General features: G+C 29.6%; 11 protein-coding genes. 7 read left to right on the forward strand and 4 right to left on the reverse strand.

Annotation, left to right across the window (positions count from 1 at the left end; translation table 11 throughout):
- Nucleotides 1–29 precede the first annotated feature (29 nt).
- Nucleotides 30–1,520, reverse strand: coding sequence for a glucose-specific PTS transporter subunit IIBC (gene ptsG / locus H3N56_RS01375; protein ID WP_185879552.1), 1,491 nt, complete (start codon nt 1,518–1,520; stop codon nt 30–32).
- Between the two features lie 138 nt (nt 1,521–1,658).
- Here ptsG and H3N56_RS01380 point away from each other — a divergent pair, with 138 nt between their 5' ends.
- The 6 genes from H3N56_RS01380 (at nt 1,659) to H3N56_RS01405 (ending at nt 9,062) form a co-directional block, all read left to right on the forward strand.
- The gene (locus tag H3N56_RS01380) at nt 1,659–2,210 is read left to right on the forward strand and encodes a LemA family protein (RefSeq protein ID WP_185879553.1); all 552 of its coding nucleotides are present in this window, start codon (nt 1,659–1,661) and stop codon (nt 2,208–2,210) included.
- Nucleotides 2,191–3,858 (forward strand): DUF2207 domain-containing protein, encoded by a 1,668-nt coding sequence (locus H3N56_RS01385; RefSeq protein ID WP_185879554.1) that lies wholly within the window; start codon nt 2,191–2,193, stop codon nt 3,856–3,858. Before H3N56_RS01380 ends, H3N56_RS01385 begins: the two co-directional genes overlap by 20 nt.
- A 90-nt stretch (nt 3,859–3,948) precedes the next feature.
- The gene (mglB, locus tag H3N56_RS01390; protein ID WP_185879555.1) at nt 3,949–4,935 is read left to right on the forward strand and encodes a galactose/glucose ABC transporter substrate-binding protein MglB; all 987 of its coding nucleotides are present in this window, start codon (nt 3,949–3,951) and stop codon (nt 4,933–4,935) included.
- Nucleotides 4,936–5,008: 73 nt separating this feature from the next.
- Nucleotides 5,009–6,505 carry a galactose/methyl galactoside ABC transporter ATP-binding protein MglA gene (mglA, locus tag H3N56_RS01395; RefSeq protein ID WP_185879556.1) on the forward strand — a complete coding sequence of 499 codons (1,497 nt, stop codon included), beginning with the start codon at nt 5,009–5,011 and terminating at the stop codon, nt 6,503–6,505.
- An 18-nt stretch (nt 6,506–6,523) separates the two neighbouring features.
- Complete coding sequence (gene mglC, locus H3N56_RS01400) at nt 6,524–7,549, forward strand: galactose/methyl galactoside ABC transporter permease MglC (RefSeq protein ID WP_185879557.1); 1,026 nt, start codon at nt 6,524–6,526, stop codon at nt 7,547–7,549.
- Between the two features lie 121 nt (nt 7,550–7,670).
- A complete protein-coding gene (locus H3N56_RS01405; RefSeq protein WP_185879558.1) occupies nt 7,671–9,062 on the forward strand; it encodes a potassium/proton antiporter in 1,392 nt (463 codons plus the stop codon).
- A gap of 29 nt (nt 9,063–9,091) precedes the next feature.
- Here the strand turns inward: H3N56_RS01405 and H3N56_RS01410 are convergent, their stop codons facing one another.
- The 3 genes from H3N56_RS01410 to H3N56_RS01420 are packed head-to-tail and all read right to left on the reverse strand — an operon-like array spanning nt 9,092 to nt 11,415.
- Nucleotides 9,092–9,901 (reverse strand): metal ABC transporter permease, encoded by an 810-nt coding sequence (locus tag H3N56_RS01410; RefSeq protein ID WP_185879559.1) that lies wholly within the window; start codon nt 9,899–9,901, stop codon nt 9,092–9,094.
- Entirely contained in the window at nt 9,894–10,589 is a 696-nt protein-coding gene (locus H3N56_RS01415; protein WP_185879560.1) for a metal ABC transporter ATP-binding protein, read from the reverse strand. The genes H3N56_RS01410 and H3N56_RS01415 overlap by 8 nt, the downstream gene beginning before the upstream one ends.
- Complete coding sequence (locus H3N56_RS01420; protein WP_185879561.1) at nt 10,582–11,415, reverse strand: metal ABC transporter solute-binding protein, Zn/Mn family; 834 nt, start codon at nt 11,413–11,415, stop codon at nt 10,582–10,584. The genes H3N56_RS01415 and H3N56_RS01420 overlap by 8 nt, the downstream gene beginning before the upstream one ends.
- A 162-nt stretch (nt 11,416–11,577) precedes the next feature.
- On the opposite strand from H3N56_RS01420, the gene H3N56_RS01425 reads away from it, so the two are divergent.
- A complete protein-coding gene (locus H3N56_RS01425; RefSeq protein WP_185879562.1) occupies nt 11,578–12,750 on the forward strand; it encodes an alpha/beta hydrolase in 1,173 nt (390 codons plus the stop codon).
- The last annotated feature ends 1 nt before the right edge of the window (nt 12,751 follow it).

Consider the following 12,751-nt stretch of genomic DNA (forward strand, 5'->3'; position numbering starts at 1 on the left):
TATTGTCTCCTATCTTTATTTTGTATTTATTATTGTTTTTCTACAATATTTTTTATATCATTCGCTATGAACTGAGCTTTTGCCCCGAATATAGCTTGGACACCGTGTTCTCCGACTTTTAATACTCCATTAGCACCAAGTCTTTTTAATTCTTTATCATCCACCATAGATGTGTTTTTAACTTCCATTCTAAGTCTTGTAATACAGGCATCGGTAGAAACTATATTTTCTTTACCACCTAATGCGTTTATAACTAATACTGCAAGCTCTTCATTTCCTAAAGAAACTTCCTGTGTATCGTTAGGATCTACAATTTCTCTACCTGGAGTCATTAAATTAAATTTTCTAATGAAAAATCTAAAACCAAAGTAATAAATAACTGCAAATCCTGCACCAACAACAAGTACCATTGGCCAATTTGTTTGAAAGCCTTCGGTAGATGGCAAAATTCCAAAGATTGTATAATCAATAACTCCTCCTGAAAAAGTCATTCCAATTCTAACTTTAAACATATTCATTAGCATAAAGGATAACCCCGCAAAAATACAATGTAGTCCATAAAGAATAGGAGCAACAAAAAGAAATGAAAATTCAAGTGGTTCAGTTATTCCAGTTAAAAAAGAAGTAAGAGCAGCTGAAAATAAGATACCACCGGCAATTTTTTTATTTTCAACCCTAGCTTCGTTATACATTGCAAGAGCAGCCGCAGGAAGACCAAACATCATGAATGGAAATTTTCCAGCCATAAATTTTCCAGCTCCATCATAAGTGGCTGAACTAAAATTAGTAACACCATCTTTTAACATAGCAAACCAAATAGCTTGGTCACCAGTTATTACTTGTCCTGTTGAAGTCGTATAGTTTCCAAACTGGAACCAGAAAGGTGCATAGAAGATATGGTGAAGTCCAAAAGGTATTAAAGCTCTTTCAACAACTCCAAAAATAAACGTTGAAACATTAGTATTGGTTTCATTAGCTAAAAATGATAGTTTTTCTAAACCAAATTGGACAGGTTGCCAGATATAAGGCATTGCAAGTCCAACTAAAAATGCTGCAATTGCTGTCATGATTGGAACTAGTCTTTTTCCTGCGAAGAAACCTAAAAAAGGTGGGAGTTCAGTCTGATAGAATTTTTTATAACATATAGCGGCAATAATACCTGCTATAAGACCTCCAAAAACACCAGTTTGAAGAGTCGGAATACCTAGAACAGTAGCATATGCTAAATCTTTAGCAGCAATTCCAGCTTCGGCATTCGTTAAGATTCCCATTGTAACGTTCATAATTAGAAGAGCAACAGTAGCAGCCAAGGCCGCAATCCCATCTCCACCTACAAGTCCTATAGCAGATCCAATTGCAAATAGTAGTGGAAGATTAGAAAAAATTATTCCACCAGCTTGCTCCATAAGTGGAATTTGTAGTTTACTTCCAAAAGCTAGAAATAACCCAGCAGCTGGAAGTATTGCAACTGGTGTCATTAATGCTTTTCCTATTTTTTGCATTTCAGAAAATAGTTTCATAATTCTACCTCCATAAAAAATTATAAATCTAAAAATGATATTCTATATAGAATTGATATTTCATTCATTTTATTGTAAAAAAAACTTCTAAAGGGTATAATTCGATTAGGTAGAAATAAAAATTTAAAGGAGGAAAAAATGTTTGGAATAATAATTTTAATTTTAATTGTAATTATAGTAATCATGGGTATATCAATCTATAACAAATTAGTAAAAGAGAAAAACTATGTAGATGAGGCTTTCTCAACAATAGACGTATATTTAAAGAAAAGATATGACTTAATTCCTAATCTAGTATCCACAGTAAAAGGATACAAAGATTATGAAGGAGATACATTGACTAGGGTAATAGAAGCTAGAAATAGATACATGTCTGCGACTACACCAGAAGAAAAAATAGCTAATGAAAATATGATAACAGGTGCACTAACTAAATTGTTTGCTCTTACAGAATCTTATCCAGAACTTAAAGCAAATCAAAATTTTATGCAGTTACAAGATGAACTTGTAAAGTTAGAAAGTGAAATTTTACAATCTAGAAAATATTATAACGGTACTGTTAGAAATTACAATACTCTTTGTCAAACATTCCCAGCAGTAATATTTGCAAGAATTTTCGGATTTACAAATTATCCATATTTTAAAGTAGAAAATGAAGAAGAAAAGAAAAATGTTAAAGTGGAGTTTTAGTTTATTTCTCCTTATATTTTCAACAATATTTGCAGATGACGGATATGTGATAAGAGACTATAAGGTAGATATAAAAATAAATGACAATAACGTATATACTATTTCAGAAAATATAGATGTAGAATTTAAAGAGAATAGAAGAGGGATATATAGAGTTATTCCAGAATATTACAATGGAAGAACTATACCAATTACAAATTTAGAAGCTAATGAAATGTGGACATCTAAAGATAATGGGAAATATATATATTTAAGAATAGGAAATCCCGATAAATATATAATAGGAAATAAATATTACGAAATAAAATATAAATATAACATGGGTTGGGATAGAATAAATGACTATGATGAAGTTTATTATAACTTAATCGGAAACGATTGGGATACCAATATTGATAAACTTGAATTCTCTATAACACTTCCAAAGAATTTTGATTCAAATAAAATCAATTTTACTTTAGGAAAATATGGAAGTACTAGTACGCAAGGAATAGTATGGAGTGTTAAAGATAATACAATAACAGGATATACTACAAGAGTTTTATCTCCTGGAGAAAGTGTAACATTAGCCTTACCTTTACCTGAAGGATATTTTAATGTAAATAATCAAAAATTTCTATACGGACTACTTAAAATTGTAACAATTATATTACCAATACTTCTTCTGATAATATCTTTTATTTTATACAAAAAATATGGAACGAATAAAAAAATTGTAGAGGTTATAGAATTTTATCCACCGGATGATATGACACCGACAGAAATTGGGTATTATATAGATGGAAGGTTAGATTCTAAAGATTTTACTAGCATGGTTTTTTATTGGGCCAGCAAGGGATATCTAAAAATAAATGTAATACCAAAAAATGGAATTTTTTCAAAAGAAGACTTTGAAATAGAAAAACTTAAAAATTTAGAATCAGATAAAAGTGATTTTCAAAAATATTTATTTGATGCTTTATTTTTATATAGTGACACTAGTTCTAAAGTTAAATTGAGTAGTTTAAAAGATAAATTTTACACTCATATTCAAAAAGCTTCTAAGATATTTGAAATTGATATAATTATGGCTCATAGAGAGCTATATGATGAAAAAAGTTTACAAATTGGAAATTGTATGAGAGCTTTTCCTATTTTTATAATTTTAACTATTTTTGGATATGTTTGGTTTACAGGAATACTTCCAATTATCCAAATACCAATTTCAATTATTTCAATAGCAGGAATTTTTTTAATTGCTTCAATAACTAAAAGAAGAACAGAATATGGAGAAAATATATTAGGGAGAGTTTTAGGATTTAAAAGATTTTTAATAACAGCAGAAAAGAATAAATTGGAAATGTTATTAGAGGAAAATCCTGAATATTTTTATGATATTTTACCGTATACAATAGTACTTGGAGTAAGTGATAAATGGGCAGATAAATTTAAAGATTTAGTAACGACACCTCCGACTTGGTACTCAGCAAATGATGGATCATTTACTATGCTTCTATTTATGAGTAGTTTTAATAGAAGTTTGATTGGATTGAACCAAAACATGCTTTCCGCACCTAAAGCTCCATCAAATTATGGAGGTGGGATGTCTTCTATGGGTGGAGGAAGTTCTGGAGGAGGAGCTGGAGGAGGAGGAGGAGGGAGCTGGTAAAGCTAAAATTGTAATATTGACATTTAAAATATACGTTGTATAATCTTAATGTGCTATATTATTACAAGAAAATGGGGGAGGTTAATATTTATGAAGAAATTAACATTTTTTTTAACAGCTTTAGCAGTAACTTCTGCAGTTTATGCAGCACCAACAAAGTTAGGATTCACAGTTTACAAGTATGATGACAACTTTATGGCTAGTGTGAGACAAGCTATAGAGAAAAATGCAGCAGCAGATAAAGATGTTGTTATTATGATGAATGATTCACAAAATGACCAATCAAAACAAAATGACCAGATTGATGTTTTAATAGCAAAAGGTGTAGATGGATTAGCTATCAACTTAGTTGACCCAGCAGCAGCACCAACAGTAATTGCCAAAGCAAAAGCCGAAAACTTACCAGTTGTTTTCTATAATAAAGAACCTTCTAAAGAAGCAATGGCTAGTTATGATAGAGCTTATTATGTTGGAACTGATTCGAAAGAGTCAGGTGTTATACAAGGAGATATCGTTGCTAAGCAATGGAAAGCAAATCCAAATTGGGATTTAAATAAGGATGGGGTAATTCAATATGTTTTACTAAAAGGAGAACCAGGACATCCAGATGCTGAGGCAAGAACAACTTACGTTGTAAAGACTTTAAATGATACTCACAAAATAAAAACTCAAGAATTACATATGGATACTGGAATGTGGGATGCTGCTATGGCAAAAGATAAAACTGATGCATGGCTTTCTGGACCAAATGGAAATAAAATAGAAGTTATAATCGCAAATAACGATGGAATGGCTATGGGTGCTATTGAGTCATTAAAAGCAGCTGGAAAATCAAATATTCCTGTATTTGGAGTAGATGCACTAGCAGAGGCTTTAGCTTTGGTTGAGTCTGGAGCAATGGCTGGAACAGTTCTTAATGATGGAGCAAATCAAGCAAAAGCAACTTATGAATTAACTAAGAATTTAGCTGAAGGAAAACCTGCAACTGAAGGAACAACTTGGGTACTAGAAGAGAGAGTTCTTAGAGTTCCTTATGTAGGAGTGGACAAAGATAACCTAAAAGATTTTAAAAAATAAGAAATTTTCTATTACTATATAAGGAGAGGGAATTTCCCTCTCCTTTTTATAATTTAAACTTAAGGAGCAATGTATGGATAAATATTTACTTGAGATGACAGGAATTTCAAAATCTTTTCCGGGAGTTAAAGCTTTAGATAATGTTAATTTAAAAATAAAACCTTATAGTATTCATGCTCTTATGGGAGAAAATGGAGCTGGGAAGTCAACTTTGATGAAATGTCTTTTTGGAATTTACGAAAAAGATTCTGGAAAAATATTATTAGAAGGAAAGGAGATTAATTTTATCTCATCCAAAGATGCTTTGGAAAATGGAGTTTCAATGGTTCATCAAGAACTAAACCAAGTTTTGCAAAGAACAGTAATGGATAACATGTGGCTAGGAAGATACCCTTTAAAAGGGATATTTGTTGATCATAAAAAGATGTACGAAGATACTAAAAAAATATTTGATGAGCTAGAAATAGATGTAAATCCGAAAGCAAAAGTTTCAACATTATCTGTTTCACAAATGCAAATGTTAGAAATTGCAAAAGCTTTTTCATACAATTCGAAAGTAATAGTTATGGATGAGCCGACATCATCGCTTACAGAAAAAGAAGTAGGCCATCTTTTTACGATTATCAAAAAATTAAAAGATAGAGGATGTGGCGTAGTATATATCTCGCATAAGATGGAAGAAATTTCAGCTATATGCGACGAAATAACTATATTGCGTGATGGCCAGTGGGTAACGACAACTGGTTTAAAAGGAGTGACAACATCAGAAATAATAAGTTTGATGGTTGGAAGAGAATTGACTCAAAGATTTCCTAAAAAAACTAATGAGCCTAAAGAAACAATATTGGAAGTAAAAAACCTAACGGCATTAAATCAACCGTCTATTCAAGATATTACCTTTGAACTTAAAAAGGGAGAAATTTTAGGAGTAGCAGGACTAGTTGGATCTAAAAGAACTGATATAGTTGAAACAATATTTGGAATTAGAGAAAAAAAACAAGGTCAAGTTATTGTGAATGGAAAAGAAGTAGGGAACAAAACAAGTTTGGAAGCTATTAAAAATGGATTTGCACTTGTTACAGAGGAGAGAAGAGCTACTGGAATATATTCTCAGTTAAATATAGAATTTAACTCTTTAATTTCAAATTTAGATAAATATATTGGAGCTACAAAACTTTTAAATAATAAGAAAATGAAAAGTGATACACAGTGGGTTATTGATTCTATGAGAGTTAAGACTCCTAGTCATAAAACATCAATCGGAAGTTTGTCAGGTGGGAATCAACAGAAGGTAATAATAGGAAGATGGTTATTGACTTCTCCTGACATACTAATGCTTGATGAGCCAACGAGAGGAATAGATGTTGGTGCGAAATTTGAAATTTATCAGCTAATGCTAGATTTGGCAAATAAAGATAAAGGTATAATCATAATATCTTCTGAAATGCCTGAACTTTTGGGAATAACAGATAGAATAATGGTTATGAGTAATGGAAAATTAGCAGGAATTGTAGAGACTGCAAAAACTTCTCAAGAGGAAATTTTACAGTTAGCATCTTTATATCTTTAATTTATAGGGGGAGTAGAAATGGAAGTTACATCAGAAAAAAAGTCTAGGTCAATCGATTTTAAAAAATGGATGATGGATGGAGGAATTTATTTAGTTTTATTCATTCTTTTGTCTATTATAATAATAAAAGAGCCTTCGTTTTTAAGTGCTAGAAATTTTAGAAATATATTAACTCAGTCATCTGTAAGAACGATATTGGCTCTTGGAGTTGCGGGGATTATAGTAACTCAAGGAACAGATCTTTCTGCAGGAAGACAAGTTGGATTATCAGCTGTAGTAGGGGCAACTTTACTTCAAGCTGTGACTAATGTGAATAAGGTATTTCCTCAAATTGGAGAATTACCAATACCACTTGTAATTTTAATTGTGACTATTGCTGGAGCTTTTATTGGTTTACTAAATGGATTTGTGGTAGCTCATTTGAGTGTTACACCATTTATAGCAACTCTAGGGTCTTCAATAGTTGTTTATGGGGCAACCTCACTTTATTTTGATTATGTTGGGGCCTCTCCTATTGCTGGTTTTGATTCAAGATTTACAGAATTTTCTCAGGGATTCTTTAGTGTTGCTGGAATGAGGGTAAATTATCTGATTATATATGCAATAATAGCTACAATATTTATATGGATTTTATGGAATAAAACAATATTTGGAAAAAATTTATTTGCAGTTGGTGGAAATCCTGAAGCAGCTAAGGTTTCTGGAGTAAATGTAAAGAAAACTATTTTAATAGTTTATATGCTATCTGGAATATTTTATGCTTTTGGAGGATTGTTAGAAGCAGGAAGAGTTGGAAGTGCTACAAATAACCTAGGAAATATGTATGAACTGGATGCAATAGCTGCATGTGTAGTTGGAGGAGTATCTTTTAGTGGTGGAGTTGGAACAGTTCCAGGAGTGGTTACAGGGGTACTTATATTTACAGTTATAAATTATGGTCTGACATATATTGGAGTTAATCCATATTGGCAGTTTATAATAAAAGGAGTTATAATAGTCATGGCTGTAGCATTAGATACAATGAAATATGTAAAGAAAAAATAAGAACAAAATATAAGATGACTGGCACTTAAAAATACTTGCTAGTCATTTTATATTTTTTGTAGCAATAATTGAAAAGAGCTGATATCATTGAACCATAAAAGATTAAGAATGGAGAAAAAATATGGGAATTGAAATATTAACAACTGGAATAATTATATTGTTGAGCTTATTTTCTATTAGAATATCAAAAAAATTACAGATACCACTATTAATTATGTTCATATTAGTTGGAATGTTGGCAGGATCTGAGGGTATAGGAAAAATTTATTTTGATAATGCAATGTTAGCTCAAAATATAGGAACTGTAGCTCTGATGTTTATAATATTTTCTGGAGGATTAGAGACAAAAAAAAGTGATGTTAAGTTGGCATTTTTTCCAAGTTTTACATTGGCTACATTGGGTGTTTTTTTAACAGCAGCTCTTTCTGGTATAGCAGTATATTATTTGACAAGTTTAAGCTTAAAAGAATGTTTACTATTTAGTGCGATGGTTTCTTCGACTGATGCAGCTGCAGTTATGTCGACATTAGGGGATACAAAATTAAAAAGAAAAATTAAATCTGTTGTTGAAATAGAGTCTGGAAGTAACGACCCAATGGCATATGCTTTAATTTTATTCATTATTTCCTTTTTTAAAAACGAAAATACATCTGTAATTGGGGGTATAATATTTTTAATTAAGCAAATTGGATTGGGAGCACTTATAGGGTATATATTTGGAAAAATAACTTTACCTCTTTCAAAATATATAAGTATTGTTAGAGAAGAGTTTTTGACGATTCATCTAATAGCAGTCCTTTTTATATGTTATGGATTAACAACTATATTAGAAGGAAATGGATATTTAGCGATATATGTATATGCAATTATGGTAGGGAATCAAAAGTTTAATTTTAAACTCAATAGTATTAGAAATATTAGCTCAGCGACCTGGTTTATGCAAATAGCGATGTTTGTAATATTAGGATTACTAGTTTTTCCAAGTAATTTATATAAATATATTTATATAGGTAGTATTTTAGCAGTAATTATGGTTATAGTAGTTAGAATTTTAGTTGTTTATCTTTTATTAATTCCATTTAAATTTACAGGAAAAGAGAAATTTTTTATTTCTTGGGCTGGATTAAAAGGAGCAGTTCCAATAATATTTTCAACTATGGCTATAACGGAAGGGTTAGAAAATTCACAAATGATGTTTAATTTAATATTCTATATAGTTGTTTTTTCAGTGATAATTCAAGGAATGACATTAAAACCTCTGGGGAGATATTTAAATTTATTTGATGAAGATGATACTGATAATAACTCTATAGTTATAGATGAATTGGAAGAGTTAGCCATTAAGAAAATGATTGTAGATGAAAATTCTGAGTATAGAAATAAAAAAATAAAAGAATTAGAATTACCAAAAGGAATGCTTATAATATCAGTAAAAAGAAATGAGACCTATATAACTCCTAAAGGAGATGTAGAACTTTTATATGGAGATATATTATTATTTTCACAGAACTAAAAAGAAAGATGAAATCAGTTAAACTGATTTCATCTTTCTTTTTTTATAAAAGTTATCAAAAATATTATAGCATTAACAACAACAACGCTTGCACCGCTTGGAAAGTTTAGAAAAAAAGATAAAAGAAGTCCGAAGAATGTTGCTAGGATTGAAAATAAACAACTTTTAAAAATTAAAGATTTAAAACTTCCTCTTGTTTGAAAAGCTGAAAGCGTTGGAAAAATAATTAAAGATGAAATTAAAAGTGTTCCTAAAAACTTAATACCGACAGTTATAACAAGAGAGACCAATAGAGCTAAAATATATTTTAATAATTTCAAACTAATTCCTTGAGAAATTGAAAAATCTTCATCATAAGAGACACAAAGTAAATCATTATAGAAAAGGGTTACGGTTATCATAACAAATAATCCTATAAAAAATGAAAATAAAAAATCATTAAAGCTTACAAATAAAATTGATCCAAATAAAAAACTAAATACATCTACATTAAACCCAGAAGAAATAGTTATAATAATAACCCCTAAAGCTAGAGACACTGAAGAAAGTATCCCAATAGCACTATCTCCAGAAATCTCATGTTTTTCTGAAAACTCTAATATAATTAAAGAAGCAATAAATATAATTGGAAAGAGAATAAAAAAGGACAAATTTTTTAAGAGAACTCCAATTGCTAGGGCTAAAAATCCAACATGAGACAATCCATCTCCAATAAGAGAGTAGTTTTTTATTACTAAAAATGGGCCTAAAAATCCACAAGCAATCCCAATTGATATTCCAGTTCCTAAAGCATACCAAATAAAACTATAAGAAAAAAAATCTATGATTTCATTAAACATTTTTTTCCTCCTGATAAGCTTCTGTATTTCCAAAAAAGAGGATTTTTTTATCTAGATAAAGAACTTTTTTTGAATTTTTTTTAATATTTTCGATATCGTGGGTTATAAATAAAATTGTTATATTTTCTTTTTCATTTAGTTCTTTTAGAAGAGAATAAAAATTATTTCTTGTATCTAAATCTAAAGCAGACGTAGGTTCGTCTAGTAAAATAAGTTTAGGATTTGAAATTAAAGCTCTAGCTAGAAGAACTTTTTGTTGTTCTCCACCAGATAAATCACTAATAATTCTATCCTTGAGATGGAAAATATTTATTCGTTTTAAAATTGCATCAATTTTTTTTAAATCTGATGAGTTTAAAAATTTAGGAAATTTTTTCTTGGATAAAAGACCTGTAGAAATAATTTCATAAACTTTAGCTGGAAAATTTTTAGGTTTAAACGAATTAGCTTGAGGAAGATATCCGATATCACTTAAAGTAATATTATTTAAATTTATTTTTCCAGAAATTCCAAAATCAATTATTCCTAAAAGTATTTTTATTAAAGAGGATTTCCCAGAACCATTTGGACCAATTATTGAAATATAATCTCCTTTTTCTACATCAAAAGAGATATTTTCTAAAATGGAAATGTTTTTACTATTAAAACAAATATTTTTAACTTCAATTAGATTATTTAAATTACTCATTTTTTAGACCTTTTTCTAAAAGTGGAAGATTAGCTCTCATTAATTCAACATAATCACCTTTTGCTGAATGTAAAGAATCAAGAGGAATAGTTTTAGCTGATAATTCTTTTGCAATGGTTTCAGCAAATTTAGAATCTGTACCTTTTTCATAAAAAACATATTTGATATTATTTTTCTTTCCAAAATCAATTATTTTTTGAATAGATTTTGGTGTTGGTTCAGAATCTACAGAGTATCCAGAATACGGGGTTAAAAAATTAATATCATATCTTGATTCCAAATATCCAAATGAATTATGACCAACATAAATAATAGTTTTATTTTTATAACTTTTTAAAGTATTTGTATATTCTGTGTGTAAGTCTTTAATTTTTTTTTCATAATCCAAAGCGTTGTTCATAAAATATTCTTTATTTTTAGGATCTGTTTTAGCCAGAGTAGTAGCTATCCCATGTACTATATCAATAGCCGAAATCGGATCTAACCAAATATGAGTATCTTTTGTGTTTAAATTTTTTACAAAATTACTATTATTTACAACTGTTAGTGATGATGGAAAATTTTTAGACACACTTTTAACCCAAGGTTCTAAAATATCACTTGTATAAAAAAATAAATCGCCCTTATTGATAGATAATATATCTCTAGTTGATGGCTCAAAATGATGAACTTCAATATTTTGAGGAACAATAGTTACAACAGATCCATAATCCCCAAGGATTGGTTTAATAAGATTATAATTAGGGTATATTGTTGTAAAAACTTTTAATCCATCAGAAAAAATAATGGTTGAATATAAGAGTAACAATAGTAAAATTTTATTCATATCTATCCTCCAGAGTCAAATTAAAAAAAACCTTATATTAGTATTCATAAAAAAACAAATAAATCCTTTACAAAATAAAATATATTTAATAAAAATAAAGGAGTATTAAATAATTCTAGTAAGAGATGGTAATAGAAAAAGATGAGGACTAGGAGGAGAAAAATGTATAGTAAAAAACCTAAACACACGGGATTAAAGTATGCGTTATTGTTAATATCTTTAATAATTGCTCTAGCTTCGGGGGTGTTTTTTTGGCCAATAGTTTCAGCAAAATATAATTTATATTCTTCTAAGCCTAAAACAGAAAAAATTCAAGTTGATAATGTTGGAAAACCAAAAACTCATCTTTTAAAAGCTACATACAAAGATGTAGTTTACGCGACTGTAGCAAAAGATAATGGAGAAATGAAAGATTTAAAAATGAATATATTTAAACCTTTTATAGATAATGGTCCTACACCAGTTTTAATTTATATACATGGTGGTGGATGGAGTGAAGGAGACTATAATAATGGATATATTGATCCTGTTTTAAAAGAAGGGGATGTAATAAATATTACAAATACAGATAGTTCTAAAAATGCAAATTTTAAAGCTTTTTCAAAAGTTATTGATAAAGGAATAACTTTTGTGAGTGTAGGATATAGACTTTCAAATGAAGCTATATTTCCTGCACAAATTTTTGACGTTAAAGGTGCAGTTAGATATTTAAAAGCTAACGCAGCTAAATACGGAATAGATCCAACAAGAATTGCAGTAGTTGGCGATGAGGCAGGAGGGCAGTTAGCATTACTTTTAGGAATGACTGCAGGTAATCCAAAATTTGAAGGTGATGTTGGAGGAAATTCAGAGTTTGATAGTGGAACTATAGCAGTAGTTGATTTCTATGGTCCTACTGATTTACTAACAATGGCAATTGATGGGAATTCTAGATATGTATCTAGAAAAGAATCTATAGAAAAACATGATACACCAACAGCTCCTGAAGCAAAACTTTTAGGATATACAAATCCAGAACAAGGAGTTGGAATTTTAAGAGGACTTAGAAATAAAAAGAAAGTAAAAGAACCAGATTATGAAAAAGTTAAATTAGCTGAAATGGCAAGTCCACTGCAACAAGTTAGATCATCTAATCCACCAATTTTTATAGTACATGGAGTTAAAAATAATAATGTACCTATTAGACAAAGTTTAAAACTTGCAGATGCTCTTTTGAGGGCAGATGTAGAAAATATCTATATAACAAATTCAGAAGGAGATAGTGGGTATCAAGGTGATTTTCTTTCAGAAATGGCTGTGAAATGGGTAGCTGAAAAACTTAATAATAGAAAGTAAG

This window comes from Cetobacterium sp. 2A (assembly GCF_014250685.1).
Taxonomy (GTDB): domain Bacteria; phylum Fusobacteriota; class Fusobacteriia; order Fusobacteriales; family Fusobacteriaceae; genus Cetobacterium.